The 23724-nt window shown below is 31.9% G+C and carries 15 protein-coding genes; 4 read left to right on the plus strand and 11 right to left on the minus strand.

All coding sequences use genetic code 11. The annotated features are described in order from the left end of the window. Nucleotides 1–84 precede the first annotated feature (84 nt). The 3 genes from IPP32_16485 to IPP32_16495 all read left to right on the plus strand — a co-directional run bounded on the left by IPP32_16485 (nt 85) and on the right by IPP32_16495 (nt 3918). Nucleotides 85–1650: a T9SS type A sorting domain-containing protein gene (locus IPP32_16485; protein MBL0049681.1), complete on the plus strand. Its 1566-nt coding sequence runs from the start codon at nt 85–87 to the stop codon at nt 1648–1650. A 34-nt stretch (nt 1651–1684) separates the two neighbouring features. Next, complete coding sequence (locus IPP32_16490; protein MBL0049682.1) at nt 1685–2416, plus strand: tetratricopeptide repeat protein; 732 nt, start codon at nt 1685–1687, stop codon at nt 2414–2416. A 68-nt stretch (nt 2417–2484) separates the two neighbouring features. After that, complete coding sequence (locus tag IPP32_16495; GenBank protein ID MBL0049683.1) at nt 2485–3918, plus strand: SpoIIE family protein phosphatase; 1434 nt, start codon at nt 2485–2487, stop codon at nt 3916–3918. 497 nt (nt 3919–4415) lie between these two features. Here the strand turns inward: IPP32_16495 and IPP32_16500 are convergent, their stop codons facing one another. The 9 genes from IPP32_16500 to IPP32_16540 all read right to left on the minus strand — a co-directional run bounded on the left by IPP32_16500 (nt 4416) and on the right by IPP32_16540 (nt 20064). Then, nucleotides 4416–5960 (minus strand): T9SS type A sorting domain-containing protein, encoded by a 1545-nt coding sequence (locus IPP32_16500; GenBank protein MBL0049684.1) that lies wholly within the window; start codon nt 5958–5960, stop codon nt 4416–4418. A gap of 60 nt (nt 5961–6020) precedes the next feature. Next, nucleotides 6021–8207 (minus strand): hypothetical protein, encoded by a 2187-nt coding sequence (locus IPP32_16505; protein ID MBL0049685.1) that lies wholly within the window; start codon nt 8205–8207, stop codon nt 6021–6023. Between the two features lie 23 nt (nt 8208–8230). Further along, nucleotides 8231–9658: a S8 family serine peptidase gene (locus IPP32_16510; protein ID MBL0049686.1), complete on the minus strand. Its 1428-nt coding sequence runs from the start codon at nt 9656–9658 to the stop codon at nt 8231–8233. Further along, nucleotides 9589–10152, minus strand: coding sequence for a S8 family serine peptidase (locus tag IPP32_16515; protein ID MBL0049687.1), 564 nt, complete (start codon nt 10150–10152; stop codon nt 9589–9591). Before IPP32_16515 ends, IPP32_16510 begins: the two co-directional genes overlap by 70 nt. A gap of 9 nt (nt 10153–10161) precedes the next feature. Then, the gene (locus IPP32_16520) at nt 10162–10791 is read right to left on the minus strand and encodes a hypothetical protein (GenBank protein ID MBL0049688.1); all 630 of its coding nucleotides are present in this window, start codon (nt 10789–10791) and stop codon (nt 10162–10164) included. A gap of 271 nt (nt 10792–11062) precedes the next feature. Then, a complete protein-coding gene (locus IPP32_16525; protein ID MBL0049689.1) occupies nt 11063–15148 on the minus strand; it encodes a DUF1998 domain-containing protein in 4086 nt (1361 codons plus the stop codon). A 56-nt stretch (nt 15149–15204) separates the two neighbouring features. Further along, the gene (locus IPP32_16530; protein MBL0049690.1) at nt 15205–15570 is read right to left on the minus strand and encodes a hypothetical protein; all 366 of its coding nucleotides are present in this window, start codon (nt 15568–15570) and stop codon (nt 15205–15207) included. 113 nt (nt 15571–15683) lie between these two features. Then, nucleotides 15684–17033, minus strand: a complete 1350-nt coding sequence (locus tag IPP32_16535; GenBank protein ID MBL0049691.1) for a DEAD/DEAH box helicase — start codon at nt 17031–17033, stop codon at nt 15684–15686. Then, nucleotides 17023–20064, minus strand: a complete 3042-nt coding sequence (locus IPP32_16540; protein ID MBL0049692.1) for a hypothetical protein — start codon at nt 20062–20064, stop codon at nt 17023–17025. The genes IPP32_16535 and IPP32_16540 overlap by 11 nt, the downstream gene beginning before the upstream one ends. A 517-nt stretch (nt 20065–20581) precedes the next feature. Between IPP32_16540 and IPP32_16545 the strand changes: the two genes are divergently transcribed. Then, nucleotides 20582–21250 (plus strand): hypothetical protein, encoded by a 669-nt coding sequence (locus IPP32_16545; protein MBL0049693.1) that lies wholly within the window; start codon nt 20582–20584, stop codon nt 21248–21250. A 474-nt stretch (nt 21251–21724) separates the two neighbouring features. Here IPP32_16545 and IPP32_16550 read toward each other — a convergent pair whose 3' ends face one another. Continuing rightward, nucleotides 21725–22606: a hypothetical protein gene (locus tag IPP32_16550; protein MBL0049694.1), complete on the minus strand. Its 882-nt coding sequence runs from the start codon at nt 22604–22606 to the stop codon at nt 21725–21727. A gap of 16 nt (nt 22607–22622) precedes the next feature. Next, a complete protein-coding gene (locus IPP32_16555; GenBank protein MBL0049695.1) occupies nt 22623–23615 on the minus strand; it encodes a WYL domain-containing protein in 993 nt (330 codons plus the stop codon). Between the last annotated feature and the right edge of the window lie 109 nt (nt 23616–23724).

Here is a 23724-nt window from a genome sequence, read left to right on the forward strand (position 1 = left end):
TGATCATTTTATAATGAATAAACCAATAAAAATTTTTATTTATTATATTTGTTTAGCACCCATTCGAGTAAAATATTTATTGACATGAATAGAAAATTATGCTTATTATTTATTTTGTTATTTAAATCACATCTTACTTTCTGTCAGCAAAGTTTTCAAAAGATATTTAATAGTCAAGGAAATTGCTACGGCACCTGTATTGAGAAAACTAACGATAATGGCTTTATCATTTCAGGATATTCAACTTCAGGATCATATTCATTTGCAATATTGATTAAAACAAATTCAATTGGTGATACCATTTGGACAGGAAAATACTATGGAACATGCTGGTATGGAAGCAAAGCATATACTGTAAGCCAGTTAAATAACGGAAATTATATTTTTACAGGATCTCCTTGTATTGGTCAAAATTCAAAGCACTATTTAAATGAAATCGATTCTGTTGGAAATTTACTAGGTTGGAGTGAAATGTTTGGAGTCAATGGAACTGCAAATGAAATAATTATTAAAAAAAATGGTGGAATTGCTTTAGTTGGAATGGCGATGGGAATGATCGGGGGAATGCTTGGGGGGCCTTTGAGGACAGCTTTATTTAATCCGCTTAGCTCAATGATTAATCCTTCTAAAATTACTATAGAGGATTCTTTGGTTTTTGCTCCTTATTACTATGGTTCTTCATTAAAGGAAACTCCGGACAGTGGTATAATCATATTATCAAATGATGGAATCAATGCGAGTATTTATAAAATTGATTCATTAAATAATGTAATATGGGGGAAAGTGCTAACAGGATGTAATGAAGGAAATTTTATTAATAAAACCTCTGATGGTGGTTTTATTGTGACAGGAACTACAAATACCACTCAGAAAGACTTATACTTATTAAAAATTGACTCCGCAGGGAACAAAATTTGGGAAAAATCATTTGGCGGAACACTTGATGATTTTGGATACTATGTTGAAGAAACTAGCGATTCTGGCTTTATAATAGTAGGTAAAACCCTTAGTTTCGGCTTGGGCGGAAGTGATGTTTATTTAATTAAAACTGATTCCATTGGAAATTTAGAATGGAGCAAAACTTATGGCGGCACCGGAGATGACGAAGGAAAATCACTAAAGAAAACAACTGATGGAGGGTATATGATTACAGGTACCGGTTTTTTCAATAATTCTTATAAAATATACCTTATTAAAGTTGATGGAAGTGGCAATAGTTCTTGCAATGAAAGTACTCCGTTAACAATTGACAGTACATTGGTAACAAGCATTCTTAAAAAGACAACTCATACTGGTTCACCTGGGACATCGATGCCTCTCCCAGATTATTTTAGTTTATCAAAATCTCTTAATATAGGTGTAATTTGTACTACCTTATCTAGTGCAGAAATTGAAACAAATAATCAGCCCATATTTTTTCCAAATCCTAGTAAAGGTGAAATTTTCTTTCAATTAAATTCAGAAAAATGTGGGAATGTGAAAGTTGCAATAATAAATTCTCTAGGAAAGGAAGTTTTCTTTTCAAATAATATTTTAAAATCAAATGATTGCACTTTTAGTATTGCTACAAAAATACCTCCAGGTGTTTACTTTATAAGAGTTAATGATGCTAAAATTCAATATTTTCAAAAGCTTGTTATAACTGAATGATTACTAAATCCATTTTGAATTCTAATATTGAGCCGTGAGCAAATTTATTTTTTTTTTGATTTTAGTTTATTCTTTCATTCTCCCAATAAATTTACATTCAGAAGAAATACCTCTTAATTCAAATAGAGTAATTAATAATGTCGATACATCGGTAATAAATGAATTAAATAAATATAGTCGAAAGTTTATTAATTCAGGGAATAATGACAGTGGTAGAAAATGTGCGGAGAAGGCTTTACTTCTTTCTAAAGAACTTGGATATAAACTTGGCATTGCAAATTCACTTAACAATATTGGTATAATTAATTTTAACCAAGGTAATTATCCCTTGTCATTAAATTTCCATTTGAAGTCATTAAAAATCAGAAAGGAAATTAATGATAAGCATGGCATAGCCGCTTCTTCAAATAATATCGGACTTATTTATAACGAAATGGGATATTACTCAGAAGCTATGAATTATTATTCTCAATGTTATAAAACCATGATTGAGCTAAAGGATAAAAGAGGGGTTGGAATTACATTAAATAACATTGGATTAATGAATCGAATACAAGGAAATTATCCCAAAGCTTTGTTTTATAATTTAAAAGCTTTGAGGATTCAGGAAGAAATTAATGATAAAAGTGGAATTGCTAAATCGGCAAATAATATTGGAGTTATTTATGATGACATTGCTAATTACTCAATGGCCATCAAGTATCATGAGAAGTCTTTAATAATAAGTAAACAATTAGATGAAAAAATAAAATTGCAGGTAGTTTAAATGATATTGGTAGTGTCTATTTTCATCAAGGTAATTATTCCAAAGCACTTGAATACTATAATAATTCTGTGCAAATCAAAGAAAGAATTGGTGATAAGAGCGGTATTTCCAAATCATTAAGTAATATCGGAAACATATATCTAATCAAATTGGATTATGTAAATGCTCTTGACTTTTATTTAAAAGGCTTAAAAATTCAGAATGAAATTGAAGACCGGGATGCCTGCGCAATTTCATATAATGATATTGGCACTGTTTATACTAAATTAAAGAAATATAAGGAAGCCTATAATTCCTTTTACCAAAGTATTTCGATTGCGAGAGAAATTAATAGTTATGTATCATTAAAAGATGGTTACGAAAATTTATCTAAACTAGATAGCATTACTAATAATTTTGAGAATTCATTAAAAAACTATAAACTCTTTACTATATATAAAGATAGCCTTTACAATGAAGAACGCACAAAGAAAATTGTGCAATCACAAATGCAATATGACTTTGACAAAAAGGAATCGGCAACTAAAGCTGAGCAAGAAAGGAAAGATATTCTAATAACCAAAGAATCTGAAAAACAAAGACAGATCAGAAACAGCATTTTAGGAGGCTTTATTTTTGTATTAATTATTTCACTATTGCTTTATCGAAGCCGACAAATAAAACAAAGAAACAATACCGAATTGCTAGAAAAAAATTCAGTTATCTCACAACAAAAGGAATTAGTCGAAATAAAAAACAAAGAAATTTTGGACAGCATCTCATACGCCAAACGAATTCAAGCCACTATCCTACCATCAGTTCGTGTTGTAAAAAAATATTTAGAAGATTCCTTTATTCTTTATTTGCCCAAAGACATTGTAGCAGGTGATTTTTATTGGATGGAGAGTATTGCGGATGAATCCATAGTTTATTTTGCTGCTTGTGACTGCACCGGCCATGGCGTTCCAGGTGCTATGGTAAGTGTGGTTTGTCACAATGCTTTGAATAAAGCACTCAAGGAATTTGAAAAAAGAACTCCTGCTGAAATATTAGACAAAGTTTCAGAAATGGTAATTGAAGATTTCAATAAAAATGCGGATGATGACGATGAAGTAAAAGATGGAATGGATGCTTCGCTTTGCGCATTAAATATAGAAAGCGGACAATTGCAATGGGCAGGAGCAAATAATGCATTGTGGATTATTAAACCGAATGGAACACTCAATGAATACAAACCCAACAAGCAACCGGTTGGAAAATCATATGATAGAACTTCCTTTACAAATCATACCATTCAATTAGAAAAGGGAGATACTTTATATCTTTTTACAGATGGATATGCTGATCAATTTGGCGGAACTGAAAGTCGTAAATTTCAACGTAAAGGTTTTAAAGAATTACTTGTTTCCATTCACCAGCTAACAATGGAACAACAACGTGAAGCCATTTACACAACATTTGAAAGCTGGCGTGGTGCTAATGAACAGGTGGATGATGTTTGTATTATTGGGGTTAGGGTTTGAAGATTTTGTCTACTTTGGTTTTCACCTATATTTGCTACAATTAGTCAAACCACTTCAAGAAAAAATACAATATTACTCCAATAAAAAAGCCATCACATCACTGTATAACAAGGAAAGTATAATAAGTCAAAAAGATAAACACTTGTAGAAGCTTCAAATTGAGATTTTTTCATTTTAACTTTTCAGTTATGATAAAATTAAACTAGAATAAATCGTTCTTTATAATTTTTTATATTCCAAAATTGCATTCCGAAAGACTAATAGTTTTCGATAGATTTACTTTCAACAGATTAACTAACAATCATAGCTTTTTTATATCTGATATTAATAATTTATTATAATTTAAAACTATAACTATTCACTTTAATAATATGCGATTTTTTTTCAACTTAGAAATCTAGATAATTCGCGAGTATCAATAAAAAATAATTGCGAAAAATTAGATTGAATAAGCCAATGATTATAAATTGCAATTCAAAAAAAACTTCCTATCAAATTCATTTTTGAATTTTTACCGTTTTTAATTTTGTATTTGTTGAGCTAACTGATAGAAAATAAATGCCTTTTGAAAAATCCCCAATGTTTATTTGAATGTCAAAACTTCCATTAATTGACTGGCTTTTAACCTCATACAATTTCCTGCCTAATAAATCAGTTAAGATTATTTTGTAGTTTTCTTCGGGCAGATTTACACAAGATAAATTTATAAATTCATTAACTGGATTGGGAAATATTTGTATTTTAGGATTATCCTTTATAATGTCATTTGTAGAAATAGGTGAACAAGAAATAAATGCTGACCATCCAGCCCTTAATCCAATAGGAGCAGTGTTGAAAGGTGCATAAGAAACAAATTTGAAAGTCATACTTCCATCAACTGCGGTTGAGGTAAATGACCCAGGATTCAAAACACCACTTAAAGTAGCAATAATTGGAGAAGCTATACTAGACCCGTTATATATATATAGTTTATCATCGTCTATTTGACTATAATTGTTGAAATCATGATATTGGGTTTGAGTGCTTAAAGAACTAAATGCTACATCTATTTTTTTATTTGAATAATCAGGATAAAAAGTTATAATGGTACCACCTGAAGGTATGATTGTGCTTTGATTGTCCATGTAATCACCCAAAGGTCCTCCACTATCATAAAAGTTACCACCACATGTTGTAAATGATCCGGAAGCTATCATTGAAATATCAGTAGGGGTGTAATTGCATGCTAACGTTGCGGACCATCCTGATCTTGTTCCACTGGTTGCAGTATAATATGGGGAGTGTGAAACAAATTTAAAAGTCAAACTTCCGTCAGCTGCACTGGATGTTATTGTTCCATAACCTGCTTGGCCTTGCAACGCACCAACTTGAACAGAAGATGTACTATTACCATTATAGACATATAAAATATCATCATCTATTTGACTGTAATTCGATAAGTCATGATAATGTGTTTCTGTATTAAATGAATTGAATGTCACACTTACCTTCGCTCCAACTGTTGAAGGATATATTGTTACAATAGTACCACCTGAAGGCATGATTGTGCTTTGATTGTCCATGTAATCACCCAAAGGTCCTCCACTATCATAAAAGTTACCACCACATGTTGTAAATGATCCGGAAGCTATCATTGAAATATCAGTAGGGGTGTAATTGCATGCTAACGTTGCGGACCATCCTGATCTTGTTCCACTGGTTGCAGTATAATATGGGGAGTGTGAAACAAATTTAAAAGTCAAACTTCCGTCAGCTGCACTGGATGTTATTGTTCCATAACCTGCTTGGCCTTGCAACGCACCAACTTGAACAGAAGATGTACTATTACCATTATAGACATATAAAATATCATCATCTATTTGACTGTAATTCGATAAGTCATGATAATGTGTTTCTGTATTAAATGAATTGAATGTCACACTTACCTTCGCTCCAACTGTTGAAGGATATATTGTTACAATAGAACCACCTGAAGGCATGATTGTGCTTTGATTGTCCATGTAATCACCCAAAGGTCCTCCACTATCATAAAAAGTTACCACCACATGTTGTAAATGATCCGGAAGCTATCATTGAAATATCAGTAGGGGTGTAATTGCATGCTAACGTTGCGGACCATCCTGATCTTGTTCCACTGGTTGCAGTATAATATGGGAGTGTGAAACAAATTTAAAAGTCAAACTTCCGTCAGCTGCACTGGATGTTATTGTTCCATAACCTGCTTGGCCTTGCAACGCACCAACTTGAACAGAAGATGTACTATTACCATTATAGACATATAAAATATCATCATCTATTTGACTGTAATTTGATAAGTCATGATAATGTGTTTCTGTATTAAATGAATTGAATGTCACACTTACCTTCGCTCCAACTGTTGAAGGATATATTGTTACAATAGTACCACCTGAAGGCATGATTGTGCTTTGATTGTCCATGTAATCACCCAAAGGTCCTCCACTATCATAAAAGTTACCACCACATGTTGTAAATGATCCGGAAGCTATCATTGAAATATCAGTAGGGGTGTAATTGCATGCTAACGTTGCGGACCATCCTGATCTTGTTCCACTGGTTGCAGTATAATATGGGGAGTGTGAAACAAATTTAAAAGTCAAACTTCCGTCAGCTGCACTGGATGTTATTGTTCCATAACCTGCTTGGCCTTGCAACGCACCAACTTGAACAGAAGATGTACTATTACCATTATAGACATATAAAATATCATCATCTATTTGACTATAATTCGATAAGTCATGATAATGTGTTTCTGTATTAAATGAATTGAATGTCACACTTACCTTCGCTCCAATTGTTGAAGGATATATTGTTACAACGGAATATTGGTTATCAGGATAATCATTAATAATTCCGCCTCCATCATAAAAATTTGCAGAACAAACTGTGTAAGTTCCTGAATTTGACATCACAATATCATTAATAGGTGAATTAACATTTAATGAAGCAGCATTACTTATTGCATTATACGCATTGCAAGGACTAGAGCTTGAAATAATACATTTAAATTGATATCCGGACATAGATAAAGTTGTATTATTGATATTAAGCATAGAAGAATTAATACCAGAAAAAGGTGCACTATTGGGGACATTTATCCAACCACTCCCTGTGTCATATTGCCATTGGTAAGAATAAGGTAAAACACCTCCATTTGCTGTAACTGTAAAACTTGTTCCTCCTGGAGCAGTCACCTGCACACTTGTTGGATTTAAATTTATAATCGGTGAAGAACAACTTGCACTAACAGTGAGTATTGTTGCACTGCTTGTTGATTTGTTTGATGAGCATGGACTAGCACTTGAAACAATGCATTGATATTGATTGTTGCTCATTGCTAATGTTGTTGCACTTATATTTAAAATGTTGGAGTTTACGCCAGAATAAGGCGCACTGTTCGGGACATTTATCCAACCACTCCCTGTATTATATTGCCATTGGTAGGAATAAGGCAAAACACCTCCATTTGCTGTAACTGTAAAACTTGCTCCTCCTGGAACAGTCACCTGCACACTTGTTGGATTTAAATTTATAATCGGTGAAGAACAACTTGCACTAACAGTGAGTATTGCTGCACTGCTTGTTGATTTGTTTGATGAGCATGGACTAGCACTTGAAACAACGCATTGATATTGATTGTTGCTCATTGCTAATGATGTTGAACTTATATTTAAAATGTTGGAGTTTACCCCAGAATAAGGCGAACTGTTCGGGACATTTATCCAACCACTCCCTGTATCATATTGCCATTGGTAAGAATAAGGTAAAACACCTCCATTTGCTGTAACTGTAAAACTTGTTCCTCCTGGAGCAGTCACCTGCACACTTGTTGGATTTAAATTTATAATCGGCGCAGAACAACTTGCACTAACAGTAAGTATTGCTATACTACTTATTGATTTGCTTGATGAGCAAGGACTAGCGCTTGAAACAATGCACTGATATTGATTGTTGGTCATTGCTAATGCTGTTGCACTTATATTTAAAATATTGGAGTTTACCCCAGAATAAGGTGCACTATTGGGGACATTTATCCAACCACTCCCTGTGTCATATTGCCATTGGTAAGAATAAGGTAAAACACCTCCATTTGCTGTAACTGTAAAACTTGTTCCTCCTGGAGCAGTCACCTGCACACTTGTTGGATTTAAATTTATAATCGGTGAAGAACAACTTGCACTAACAGTGAGTATTGCTGCACTGCTTGTTGATTTGTTTGATGAGCATGGACCAGCACTTGAAACAACGCATTGATATTGATTGTTGCTCATTGCTAATGATGTTGCACTTATATTTAAAATGTTGAGTTTACCCCAGAATAAGGCGAACTGTTCGGGACATTTATCCAACCAATCCCTGAATCATATTGCCATTGGTAAGAATAAGGTAAAACACCTCCATTTGCTGTAACTGTAAAACTTGTTCCTCCTGGAGCAGTCACCTGCACACTTGTTGGATTTAAATTTATAATCGGCGAAGAACAACTCGCACTTACAGTGAGTATTGCTGCACTGCTTGTTGATTTGTTTGATGAGCATGGACTAGCACTTGAAACAACGCATTGATATTGATTGTTGCTCATTGCTAATGATGTTGCACTTATATTTAAAATGTTGGAGTTTACCCCAGAATAAGGCGAACTGTTCGGGACATTTATCCAACCAATCCCTGAATCATATTGCCATTGGTAAGAATAAGGTAAAACACCTCCATTTGCTGTAACTGTAAAACTTGTTCCTCCTGGAGCAGTCACCTGCACACTTGCTGGATTTAAAACTATAATCGGAGAAGAACAGCTCATTGTGTGAGTAACGCAAAGTTGAAATCCTCCAGAACCAATTGGAGGTTGAGAAGCACCATAATCATAAATTCTGATCCAATATGATTGCCCAGGCGTCAAACCATTTACAACAAGCGTCTCTGATTGACCTTCAGAATAATTATCAATACAACCGCCAGAAAACTCATTAAGAGAAAAACAATTTGTTCCAGAATATAGTACAATAATGGCATCAAGACCACTGCTTGTAGTTGTAATAGGATTTACTTGAATAGTTGCATTATTTGATTGTGCAATGAAGTAATAAAAGACACCAAGTTGGGTAGCACTTGACCCATTACAAGATGGAAGGGTTGGAAATCCATCATTAGTTGCACAATCTACAGAACCAGTAATAAAGGAGCATGCTGTATTATCCGAAACTTGAATTGCACCATTACAGTTATCATTTGATGGATGATTATTACAACTAGCTGCTAAAAGTGCGTGATAAGCATTAATTCTACCATATCCCAAATTAGATGACCAAGTACCATTGGGTTGACCGAAGACATTTGAATTGTAGACATATCCTCCAACCTTTTCACAAGTCGATTCTAAAATAAATCTTGCATCATTATAGGTCAAACTAGAATTTTCCGAAAGCATAAGAGCCATTACACCAGCTGCTATTGGGCAAGCAGCTGATGTCCCATTAAAATATTCAGCATAGTCACCATTTGTAAATCCTGAATTGCCAGAAATATCTGTTGTATAAATATGAACACCAGGCGCACCAATGTCGGTTCCAATTCCAAAGTCTGAACCCCAATTTTCCCCATCGCAGGATGTTAAGCTTTTTCGCTCATCGCACATGCTTGTTGCCGCTACAGCTATAGTATTTGAATTTGAAGCAGGATAACCAATGCTTGATGTATTGTTATTTCCATTCGAGAAAAAAATGGGGTTCCTAATCCTGCTCGACCTAATGTAATTGAATTAGAAATGGCATTATCAATTAAACTGCTGCTACTGCCAAAACTATTAGAATTACTAATTACATCTGCATTTTGATAAGCCCAAGTAATTCCATTTGAAATTGAATTTCCAGTTGCGCTCCAACTTGTGCCTGAAGTAATTGTACCAATTTTTACAGCAAGGACATTGCAACCATAAGCCACTCCTGCAATTCCAAGTGAATTGTTACCTTGAGCGGCAATAATTCCAGCACAACAAATACCATACGCTTCTCCTGATAATCCATTAGTATTAAACCCAGTTCCTGTTGCATCATGAGTACCATAAAATGAAATATCAGGATGAGAAAATTGACTAGCACTGCCAAAACAATCTAAGATTGCAACCTTAACAGAAGAAGAACCAGTTGCAATTCCCCAAGCATTAACAATATCAATATCATCTCCAATAGTGCCTCCAAATTGACCTGTATTATTCAAAGCCCATTGCTATGAAAAGTACATATCATTAGACGCCAATTTACAATTATATATAAAATCTGGCTCAGCGAATTCAAATAGATTAAGTTGTTGTAAGTATTTTGATATTTCAAAAGTGTTACCCTTAGTATGTTTATTTACTCTACAAAAGAATATATTATTCTCATATTCTTCTCCAACAATAAATTTTTGTGATTCCGCAATTATTTTAAGCTTATTAATATCTTTAGAATCTTTCAACTTTACATAAAACAAATTGTAAAGGACTTGCCTATGATTGTTATTATAAATCAAAACAGGTGCAGCATAATCAACTATTTCATTTTTTTGAATATCATTTATTTTTCTTTGCCAAAAAGTCTTTGATTTATTATTATCAAAATTTGCTATTACTATTTTGGGAAATGGTAGTGTATAACTAGTATCAAATGACAAAAACATATTTGTAGATTTCAGAAAAGATCCAATTTCTTTATTTGAAATTTCTTCCTTGAATTTTATTGCAATGCAAGAAGTGTCAACTTTAAATGAAATTTCCCCTTCAGGAAGTCTTATACTATATTGATCCTTTTGTAAAAACAATGACTGCGCATACATCGAGCTATGAAGGCATATGAGGAATAAAAGTACTTTTTTCATTTTTCTATTTTTAGCTGATTTTCATTTAACATGATAATACTTTAAACGCTATTTTAAGATATTCAAATTATTGGCATTTTGCATTACAGAAACATGTTTAGTAAATTAATCTAATTTGATCTAATCGCAAAATGTTGATATCAATTTAAAATCAATTTTCAAAACAAAATGAATTTTAGAATAGGCTAAAATATCTTCAAAAAAAGACTCTATAAAATACAATTAATCTCAGCAAAAGTTGATGTAATTAATTTAAAAAAAAGAAAAATAACTAGCATTGGTAAGAAAACACTAAGGTATATAATAAATTTTTATTTAATTTTTGTTGAATTTCTAAATTTTCATTACCACGTAAATCGCTAGTTTTGATATTCTTATTCTTAGCAAACCAACCATGTTCAATGCCTGCGTCTGGCCTTATTGTTATAGAATTACCACCATCAATTTTTATATCTAAATAGCGATAATGAGGAATGTTTATATCACTTTGAATGTTCATATTTAAAATGCCAAATTCGTTTGCTATTTTCCTTAAAAAAGTAACCCTTTCATCATCATTTGTAAAGCTTTCTGTAAAAAAATAGTTTGGACGATTGTTGTAGTTTATTAAATCCTTAACTAAAACTGTAAGAGTATTTATTGAATTTATTTGCAAAGATTCTTTTATAGCTTGAATAAACTGTATTAAAAGAATACACCCAAAAGGCGATGCTAAAAAGCGGTCGGAATAAACAATATCAACGTTTTTATTTTCTAAGTTAGTTAACAATCGTGTTCTTTCATTTTGCCATAAAGATTCAAAAAAATGATTGAATAAGTTTTGGGACAATATGTATTTATTTGGTGGCGTTAAAAATACTTCAAAAACATTTGCTTGCATGCTTTGAAAGTCAATGTTGAATTGTTTCAATGGCCACAAACCTGATGAGTTCTGTTTGTAAACGAAATTATTATTTACATCGCCCCAATGATTATTTAGTACAGTTGAAAAATCCTCGGCATAATATTCAAACTCTTGACTATCGTTGAGCTTTGCCTTACCAATTAAATTTAATTTATACCCGGAAATATTTGAAACTTCAAAAGAATCGGTAAAATAAAATTTAGCATTTACCTTTAATTGATTAAGAGTAAGTTTTTGCTCTAAACTTAACTGTGATGGTTGTCCTTTAAAAACAATATTTATTGAAATTTCTTCCAATTTCATTCTATTGAAAAGTAAAAAGTTTTCTGTGTCCCAAGAATCAATATTATATGCATCCACCATTAACCATACTTCTAATAATTGTTTTTTACCAAATAATCTTGCCCAATCTTCTTTTATAGAACCAATTAGTTTTTTAGGAGTGTGAGGTAAAAGTTTGGCTATTTCGTCACTTACTTTTGTATCGACAACTTTTTTTAGCCATGAAATTGCTTTATGTCTGTTTAAATTATCAATATGATATTGAGAAGTTCTGTCTATTAAGCATTTTGTGCAGGCGGAGTTACAATTACATTGCTCTAATTTATTTAAAGCTTGTGTACAAAGTTCTTCAAATAAATTTGCAAATTGAGCAACATATCCTGCACCACCTTTAGCAGTATCAAAGAGGAAAATACTGCGAAAGCCTTTGTAATTTTTAATTCCAAAGTTTACTTCTTGTTCCTCTATACCAAGATAAGTTGTTAGCGTTTTTGAAATTATTTGGCCAATAGAAAATAGAGTGGTTTCATCGCTAATTAATTTACCATTTTCTCCTTTGCATCTAAGTTCAAAAAAGTCTGTTTGGAAACGGCCAACTAACAAAACATTATTTCTAATGGCATAGGCATTTTCATTTCCATTGCAAATAGAACTGTTGGTTTCTTTGTCTTTACCACCTCTTAATCTTTTGTGGTTGTTTAGGTCAGAAGCATCGGCACTAGCACGCCCACACTCCAAACAAACCGAATAGCCCTCACCTGAGCCATGATTGTAATAAAGAATTTCGGCATTTTCTTTACTGTCTCTGTATTCAAATACTGGATGAGATGCATCACTCCAAGGTTCCACACCTATCAACAAAGGCTCTACATATTGGATATTAGAACTTTCTTTGATTTCTCTAGATTTTTCGGCAAACAAATCTACAGCGAAACCTGCTGGTTCAATTATTTCTGTGAATCCAGCACCTTCAATAATACCTGATAGTGAACTATTTTGGCATACTGGACAAATATTTGAAATTTGAGAACCACCATGCTCAACAATATGTTCGGCACCGCAATTTTTACAATGTTGTAAAAGATTTTTTGTAGTGCTATCGCCCCAATTATTTTTTAAAGAAATACCTTCGGACTTATAAGACCATCCATCTATAACAATTTCCATACCTGGAGCATATTCGGAAAGTGCTCTTGTGATGTGGTAAGAAGGAAGTTGTTTTAATTTTTCCTTCTCATTTGAAATATTTTTGATGTATGCATTATTAAATTCTACAACTCCTGTTGGAATGCCACCAGCAGGCAAAAATCCTTCTTCGGAAAGGAATGCTAGTAAATTTTTTTTTAAAAATTGAAGTTTCTGGTATTTAACTGCTTTGTAAGCTGATGAAGATTCAGAATAACCATGCAAGCTTAAAAAGCGTTCTAATGCTTCATTATAATTACTTACAGAATGCTCAGTTTTGTTTTTGAGTAGCTCAAAATTTGAATACACCTTTTGAATAATAATTGAAGGTGAATAACTAATCAATGGGGTATTTTTAATTATGGATTCAATAGTATCGGAAACATTAGAAACTTGAAGTAGAAGTAACCAATTTAAAAAACTTTGAGAAGCGCTATCATTTTTTGAAGGTATCTTGTTAATAAAGAAATCCTCAATTTTTTCTTCAATATTAATACCATGCAATTGAGACTGGACAAACTTCCCGAACAAAAAAGCATTTAAATGTCGGAACACAACCGACTTGCTATTAAATGCAAGCATTGGTGGTGCGATTTTATGCTCTAAAGCCCATTTTGGATTATCAATTACGTTTGTGCCAATTGGATTTGCTGCACAGATGGTGAATGCCAATGATTTGTTTTCGCCCCTTCTACCTGCTCTACCTGTACGCTGCAAATAATTTGCAGGACTTGGTGGCACATTGCTCATGATAACAGCCGAAATACCACCAATATCAACGCCCATTTCCATTGTAGTGGAGCAGCTTAAAATATTAATGGTACCATCTTGAAACTTTTGTTCTAGATTTTCTAATCGTTGACTTGATTGCTGAGCAGAGTGTTCCCCGGCAAGGTATAATGGTTTGAAATTAATAATCCTTTCGTGTAAACTAGTCCATAGTCCTTTACTTTTAAGTGAATTAATTTCAGTATCGTTCTTTATCCAATTAATTGTTGTCTCCTGGTCATTTTCATTACTCTGATTCCTATTAAATGCAAAAGGGAAATAAGGAAAAGTAACTGTATTTGAAACTTTAAATGTATTGATGTTATCTGATTCCAAACGGCTATTAATCCATGGTGAATACCCTTTGAAAGTAGTGTCAATTAATTTCTTTTTGACTGGACAAAGCCAAAGTTTATCGGATAACTCGAAAGCAGTTTCGGTTTCTAAATTTAATTTATACCCACCTTCAGTGCCTTCGGCTGTTAGGAATTTGCTTCTAATTGAAATCCAAAGCTGTTCTAACAATTCATTAATTCTGTCTTCGGTTTGGTGGTCAATTTCAACATTGCTATGTAAATTTAAACCTGCACAAATAAGTAATGCTAAACGATTTGGGCGAATATTGTTTTTATCGAATTTAGGCCACTTAGAAACATTTATGACTTGCGTTTCAGTTGGGTAAATTTGAAAACTTTTGTGTCTCGTTGATGCCAAACCTCTGACATTGGGACTGATATTATAATGAAATTTATATCTGATAACATAGTCTAAGGCAATTTTTATCAAACTTTTCCATTCATCTGCGTTAATACCCAATTCAGTTGCAATTTGTGGACTAACAATGTTGTCTAATTTGGGATATACTAAATTGACCATACCTAAATTTTCCATTGAACGTTCTCTAGGTAGTCTCCTAGAAAATTCGTTATAAAGAAGTGCTTTTAAATAATCTATGCCTTGGGATGTAATATTTCCTCCAACATTGTGATGAAATAAATTTTGAAAATCTATGCCTTGCATTAAAGGATTTTCTAACACCTCATTCCAAGAGATTCTACTTTCATTAACCGAAGGAATTGATGGAGTTAACTGGGTTTGCTTTTCCTTTAATTGCTGCCTTATACCATCTAAAATAAATGGTGGAAGTGAATTTTGTTCAATTGTTGTATTTAATTGTTCAATTTCAGATTCAAGTTGAATTCTCTCATCCTTGTTCAAAGGCTGTTGAGTTAGCTCTTTTCTTTTAAGAGATAATGAATGATATATTTGAGACCTTAACCAATATGTTTCACTATCAATATTAATAAGTGCAGAAATTTTTGCAGTACCTTGCCTGCTATCAGTGAAAGAAATATACTTTTACCACTCCAAAGCATTTTATTTGTAATTGGACTGGCATCATTGGTCTGCTCCAAGATAATATCAGACATTAAGCGATTTAAAAATGATGCTGATAATCTAAAATGAAAAGGTTTCTCCAAATTATTGAAACAATATGGACAGCGACAAGGTTCATTTTCATCAGGCATAATTTCGAAAAAAGGACCAGCTGATTTTAAATTTAAAGTAGCGTCTTTGTTTATTGAAATGGGGATTAAATTATCTGGATTAATTTTTTTATTTGGTAACTGTTTAACCAAAATGAATCTTTCCTTTTTTGAATTAATTTTAGAATTTTCCTCCTCTTCATCATCTACATCATCAACTTGAAAAAAGTCGGAGTTTTGTTTTGAATTTTGCTGAATAACATTATTTACTTTTCACCTTCCATCATAAATGTACCGCATGTTCGGCAAGAAATAAGTTCTAGTAATGGATAACCGCATTCGCAATTCTTTTTTGCAATTGTTGTAAGTGAGCCTAAAATATAATCAGGCATATTTGGATGTATTTTGCAGGCAGGATTTGTGCAAGCATATAATCCATTAATATTTCTAACGAAAAAGTGTCCTCGTATTGGTAAAATTGGTTTTCCACTATCTTCTAATTCTGAGATTTTATCAATAAAGGATAATTGCTCATTTAGATTTTTTATTTCCGTAATAAGCTCAATATCTTTTTCATCAATACAGCCTTTCTCAAATAACTTTTTCCTGAGATTAACTGATATTTTTTCTTGAAGGTTGTTTTGCTTTAAAATTTTCGAATCAAATTCAGGAAGAATTTTATTACCTGAAATAACTTCAATTTGAGAAGTATTTATGCCACAAAGGTCGGACATAAATTGTTTTAAAGAATCATCTTTACCACTGCCAACAGTAGCAGAAGTAACTGCAAAGCGAACATTGTTTACATCTACACCGAAAGCATCTATTACACGCCTAATGAGTAGAGCCATTTCTGCAGCCTTAGACCCTGTTAAAGTATGTGCTTCATCAAGCAAAATCCATCTTAATTTGCCTTGGGAGTTTTCTAACAATTGTGTGTCTTTGTCTCTTACAAGCATGTATTCAAGCATTGTAGGATTGGTAAACAAAATTTGTGGAGGGTTTTCCCTTATTCCTTTTCTAGAGACAATTTCCGGATATGATGTATGTTGGGTATTTGCAGGAACTGAGTTTTTTGTGTTTCCGTTGTAAACTGCATAATTTATATTCCCTAAAGATTTGCACCATTCATGCATTCTTTTTTTCTGACTGCCAATAAGGGCATTCAATGGGTAGAGAAAAATTGCATTAATACCATTGGCATTTGGATTATGCTGGAATATATCGTACAAAACCGGCAACATAAAACACTCAGTTTTACCTGAACCTGTTCCAGTAGTAACTAAAATAGATTTTTTATCATTTAGTGCCGAATTCCAACTTTTAACTTGATGTAAGTATGGATTTCTTTCTTTTGGAAAACGGTATTCTGGATTTGAAATACCATCTAGTTTTTGAATAAATTCAGCATTGAATAGTGAATCTAAATCTTTAAATTTCTTAGATGATGGCTCCCAAGGAAACATGTTTTGAAAAACAGGCTTTGCAAGAAGCTTTTCTTCTTTGAAAATATCTTTAAGATATTCTTGCATACGACCATCACCAGTAGACCATAATGATAATATTGTATCAATAATTCTTTGCTCAGAGTTATTATAGAATTGTTTAAAGTTCATTTTGATTTAATTTATTAATGGTGTATGTAATCGCTATATCGTACCAAGTTGGGTCTATTTGTTGACTATAGATAATATTGCGTCTAACCCCATGATTATTCAAATTCCACAAATCCAATTTATTTTCATTTAAGGGTAAATCACTTATGTAAACATCACATTTAGTTAAGCCAATTGCGATTGGACTTCTGGCCATTATTTTGAGCTTAGGAATTTCGTTTGGAAATGGTATGATTGCTTTTCTATCTTCCTTTATCCAAGGATACTTAGTTGGTAGCTCATTGATAATATTTTCACCTAATCTGGCCCTCATGGAACTTATTTCTGAATTAAGGTGCAGATTAAATTTCCAATCATTTTTGTCAAAATTTAAAAACTTGGAATCGAGAAATAAATTGGCTTTTGCAAAAATATCTGTAATAGGTAAATTGGCCCATGTATCATATAGCCAATTAATAGCTAACTCAAACGAATTGAATGAACACCAATGAAATTTAAAGCCTAATTCATCTTCTATTTTTTCGCAAGCTTTTATAAATTCTTCATTAGAATCGGTGTTTAACAATAAACAAAAGAATAATTTAGCAGATAAGCTAGATGAGGTGCATGAAGCTCTGATATTATCTAAAGCAGAAAATGGAATGTTGTTTTGAATACAAATTTTTATGTATTTAAAAAGTGATATCCAATCTTCGCTATCTATGGAACTGTTATTTAAATTTGATGCAAAATATGCTATTTTATTTTCCTTTTTTTCTTTCAACAACAAATATTCATCAGGAGCAAAATAGTTGTCTTGAATTGTTGATATGTAGGTGGGGAGTATTTTGCAATTTGCAGCATTGTCATTATCGAAAACAAGGAATTCTGTATCGCTTATTGTATTGGGGAATGAAAATCCATTTTCATTTTTCTCTAACTCAATAACATTAATGTTTGTCAATACACAATTTAGTGGGACAGCAAACAAGTTGAATTTTAATTCTAAATCATCGTTAGCCTCAAACCCTTTCTGTTTGACTGAAATCAAAAGTCTATTGTCGTTTGCGTAAACAAGTAAATTCCTGTCATCTTTGAATTTAAGGCGTGAATTGTATGTTTGAAAGAAATAGATTTTACCACCTATTTCCATAATCACTTTGTTTTTTGCACTCATTGAATCAGCTAAGGAAAATAGCTTTTGAATAATGCCTTGAAAGTTTCTTAAGGAAATAGAACCAGCATTTAATTTTTGTCTTATGAGAATATCTGGATTTTGTTCATTGTAAAATTTTATGTTTTGGTTTTCACCACAAACGATTCTATAGCCAAATAAATTATTTAGTATAAACTCGTGATTGCTCTCAACTATTTTATCATTGTTATCTATAATTTCAAACCCTTTTACAGGAGAAATAATTTCAATAATTAGATTTTCATTTTTATAAGAAATTGAACCTTTTATTCTTTTTGGGATTTGATTGATTTTGTTGAATTCAATAATTGACTTATTTTCAGTTGTAGAATTAATTTCATATAAATCATTTTGAAAAATAGATAATTTTAGTGAATCATGTTGAAAATAAATACTAGCATTATTTACTTTAGTGCTATCATATTTGAAAGTAGAATTACCAATGCTAAATACTTTATCATATTCAATAAGGTCTTTGTATGAAAATTGTAACTCAACTATACCAAAAGGTATTGACTTACCGGAACTCCAATTAATTTCATTCTTTTTTTTCCAGGCTATTTTAATTTCATTATCTGATATAGTATTGTTGTCTTCATCATAAAAATAAATTTTTGGCATTTTATTTACGACATTCATGTTAGCACGATGCATCCAATTTGGCATATCAGAAATAATTGTCCAATCAAAGGTTGATTGACACAACTTAAAATCTATTGAAAGTTTTTCGTTTATTTCTGCTAATGAATTTTGATTGACTTCATAAAAATACAATGAATGATTTTCGACAATAAAGGATTTACAAAAGCTAACAAGCAAATTTGAATTAGCTGTCAATAAAAAAGCCTTGTCGTCTTTTAAATTATTCCCATTAATCATCATCCATCTATTTTCTTCCATTTGAATCCAAAACGAAAATACTGCAGCGGATGGAATTGCTTTTAATTGATTAGGAACATAGTATTTTGTTCCTTCATTATTTGCAAAATAAATTAATGGGATTTGTTGCAATTCATTGTTCCAAACTAATGGATAATTTGAAGTAGAATATTTTAAATAATCACCATTTAAGTTCTTCTTGTATGCTGCAAGTAAATAATCGTCACAAAACAAATTATATGAATTTGAAAGTTCGTTCAAATCTGTATTAATTAAACTTGCAAATGCATCTTTCTGAAGCTTATTTGGCAAATCAATTTTCAATGAAATTTCGGCTTTATTGTCACCAAAATAATTTAACTCCCAAAATGGTTTTAGTTTTATTTGAGTTTGCTTTCTTGATTTAATTTTTTCCTTTTCAATTCTAAGTGAATTGACAAGGTCGCGTTGCTCATTTTGCTCAAGTATTTCAAGTATTTTTTTACCATCTTCTGAATCATCCCAAATTGCCTTGGAAATCTCTAAGGCAGATTCATAAATACTTTCATTTCTAGTGGAAAGTGGAAGTAGTCTAATAATATCTAGGTCATTTGAAATATCACTAATATCAATTGGTCTTTTTTCAATAACTTTAACTAAGAATTTTTTCCAATAGGTATTAAATCTTATTAAACTTTTAATAGGTATTCTACCTTGTAGAAGCAAGGTTCTGAAGTATAAGGTGTTTTCATTTCTAATCCATTTTAAGCCCAAACTGTAACCACCAGCTTTTGCATTTTTGTAAAATTCATCAGAAGTGATAAAATCGTTTTGTAAACCTATAGAATTAAAAACAAGCTCTTTTGAGGGTTTACCTTCAACATATTCAAACTTCCACCAACCAGCGAAGAAATCGGCACATTTGCGATTATCGAAAATTTCGAAAGTTTTTTTTTGCTTAAAATATTCTTTTAACTCTAAATATTCAATTTCAGACATTATGAGAGATTTTTAGATTTATTTCATTACATATATGAAATTGAATTCAAAAGTATGTGGTATTAGTGCAGTGGAGGTGCAGAGAAATCTAACTCCCCATCTATCAAACTAATATCAGGAAAATTAACCATTAATCTACTGCTAACCAAATTGAAACTAACTTGCAATCTTTCCTTTTGAGATTTCAACTCAATATACTCTTTCTTGTCTTTTTTCAGAATAAGACTTAATTTGGTTATTTAAAATCTAAATTTCCTTTTCAATTCCACAATAGCATCTAAACGATTCGTTAACTATATACAAAATGGAAAACCTTATATAAAAGAAGGCACATTTAATTTTGTTGCATCAGGAAATAAAAAGTTTTGGAGATGCCAAAATATGGAAGGTTGCGCTGGTGTTACGGATTATGTGGATATTTATTTTTAAATAAATATTTATCAACTTATTTGCAATTTTGGTTAAGAATGAAATTTAAACATCGCAATATTTATAAAACAAATTCCAAAATCAAAAAATGATTGGAAAATTCTCAAAATTGATTCCTAAAACCTTGATGGAAATGTCAGGGGCAGTTTTTTATTCTGGCAAAAATGCCTTTGATGGTAAAAAGGACTTTTACATACTAGGCCTTAATCCTGGAGGAAATCCAGACCTTCAGAAAGAAGATACCGTTGCACTGAATGTCTTAAATAGTTTAAATTTTAATTTCACTGAATATCTTAATGGCGCTTGGAAAGATGGATATAAACCTGGGGAATCCCCTTTACAAAGAAGAATACTTCATCTACTTAATAAACTAAACCTATGTCCTTATGATGTGCCTGCTAGCAATATTTGCTTTGTTCGTTCTATTGGTGAAAATGAAATAAAAAATAATTTTATTAAGTTCGCTAACCTTTGCTGGCCTTTTCACAAACATGTGATTGAAGATTTAGAAATTAAAATCATACTTTGTTTTGGTAAAAGCGCAGGAAATAATGTAAGAAACAAAATTGGAGCTGATCGGTTTCCTATAGATGAGTTTGTTGAAAGAAACAATCGGAAATGGAAAACTCAAGTATTCAAAAACTCAAATGGGATAATTGTAATTGTTGCAACTCATTCAAGCAGAGCAGACTGGACTAAAATAGACACCGATATAAGTCCATTAGTGAAGAAATACTTAGATGGCATAAGTAATTAATTATATAATGACAGAAATTAGTCCCGCTTTTTGTTGTTAACCTTAATTAATTCCTGAAACTTTTTGCATTTCTAATTTTGTAATGGGAGCGTAAATTAAAAACTCAAATAGTAGTTATAAAAAAGGTAGGATATTTTTTTAGTTAACCTAGGTAAATCTTTTTATAAAAACATCAGATGTTTATCTTAATTCCTTGGAAGTACATACTATTTCAGCTTGGTTTTTCGAATGAGTATTGCTCCTGAGTTTTCTCTAATTGTTTAATAAACTTAATCTTTCCGTAGTTTGTAATTCCAAACTCCATTAGTATTTTATCATTTTTCTGAAACTTTTTTAGCTTGGGTCGATAGCAAGTATATTTAGTCCAAAATCTCCAGCGAGTTATACTGTCATTTTTTGAACTTATCACAAGACTTTCCTTATCGATTTCATTTTTATTGTCAATATAACTTGTGTTTTCCTGCTGGATAATATCTATTTCAGCCGGGCTGAGGTTGTATCTAAAAAAAACGTATCAACACTATTGGTAAAAAATTCGTGAGCATTGTTACTAATTTTATTACTGCTGTTGAAATAATTGATTAGCAAGTCATAAACCTCCTCCTTTTTAAGCTGATCTTTTGCAGCACTAGATTCCTTTTCACTTCCCATGATTCCTTTTATAAAAAAATAGACAACCAATGAGATTATTGATATTCTAATAAGAAATCGAAATAAAACCCTTCGTTTTTGCTTTCGAACATAGCTTTTATTTTCCTTGGTATGCTTTAAATAACTGTAGTCAGGAACACCTAAATCCTCGCATTTAAAATTTCTTCTATTCTCAGCAATTTCTTCCTCTGTATATTCTTTTGGAGGTTCATTATTTGAATACACATTTTTTGAAAAATCAACCTTTGCACCATTTGCGTACTTTTTAAAAAACCAATCCATAAATGATTTAAAGGAATCATAGACACTATCAATTGTTGACGTTTTAATAATATCGTGTTCTTTACTATCATGTGCAGCACTATTACCCCATTTTATTATGTTATCTATATAAATGCTGATACCTGAATTGATTATTTCCTTTTCTTTCAATTGCTTCAAATATTCATAAAGTGGAGGTGTCTTACTTTTGTCAACTTTGCCATTCGAGTCTTTAAAATACACTTGAATGCCCTCTTGCTTGCATATATACTTTAAAATCTTTTCAGTGTTTTTTCTGGCTATTAAAAGGAATCCTTCCTTCAATGTTTCTTTGTGAACATCTGAATCACCGATCCTTTTTAATTCATCATAGGTTGCGAAAAGCTGTTTCAGTTTATCCTGAATGGCTTCCAAATCTGTGTTTAAACCTTCGTTAACACTCATTGCCTATTTTTTTTCATTATCTAATTTTTTTTACTCGCTCCAAAATAAGCTCTTTAAATGATTTGGGTTCCAGTATTTCAATTTTTTCTCCGTGAGAGAGTAACAAAGATTGCAATTCATAATTGAGTTTTACTTCAATAGAAATTGTTACTGCATCATTATCGTGTTTCTTAATTTTTTGTGTACCATGCAACGGCTTAGATTCAATATAAGGCCATAAGTCTTTGTCAATTTTTAAGACCACCTTTTGCACATCTCCTTGCACCGTTACACCAATAACTTCTTCAAAGTATTCATTAAAATCAATATCCTCATTCTTTATAAATTTGAGTCTTATATCTTTAATTTTGATTATTCTATCTAATGCAAGATTCGTCAGGTATTTATTTGAATCATTGAGCCCAAAACAAAACCAGCGATTATTATATTGCTTTAAATAATAAGGGTGAAGGGTAACTTCGTATTCGTTTTTTTGTTTGAAATTCTTATAGGTAACCTTTATTACCTTTTCGTGATGAATGCTCTCAAATAGCTTACCTATATGTTTAACTGCAGTGTAATCCTTGTTTTCATCAAAGCCTATAATTTTTTCTGCTCCCTTCTTTAAACCAAAGCTTGATTCAAATTTAGCAACAACCTCATCCACCCACTCAAATTGAGGCATACCTTTAAATCGGCTAAGGATCAATAAAGCCTCTTTCATTTGTGCTGACTCAGACTCATTTAAACCCTTATTATTTATGGAAAAATTGGGATCCAAATAGCGGTAGTAAACCTCTTTGCCTTCCTTACCCTTAAATAATTCAATTCCCCATCCAGCTTCACTTTCCATGAATTTAATATCCTCATAAAGTTGTCGCCTTTTAATGCCGTCTGATTTTGAATCATTGTTGTGCAAAGCCACATTACAGGCTTCTAGCAGGTCATTTAAAAAATAATTCCTACCGGTATTTCGAAAGCATTTATCTAAAACTAAATATCGAATGGTTGCTTGCTTATTGGTTGCCATATTTATGTGTGCAGATACTCTGCACTAAAATAAATAAAATTTGTGATGGATTACAATTGCGAAAGTTCATTTTATAAAAAATAATAAAATATGTGTGCAGAATGGTTGC

Source organism: Bacteroidota bacterium, from assembly GCA_016721765.1.
Lineage (GTDB): Bacteria > Bacteroidota > Bacteroidia > UBA4408 > UBA4408 > UBA4408.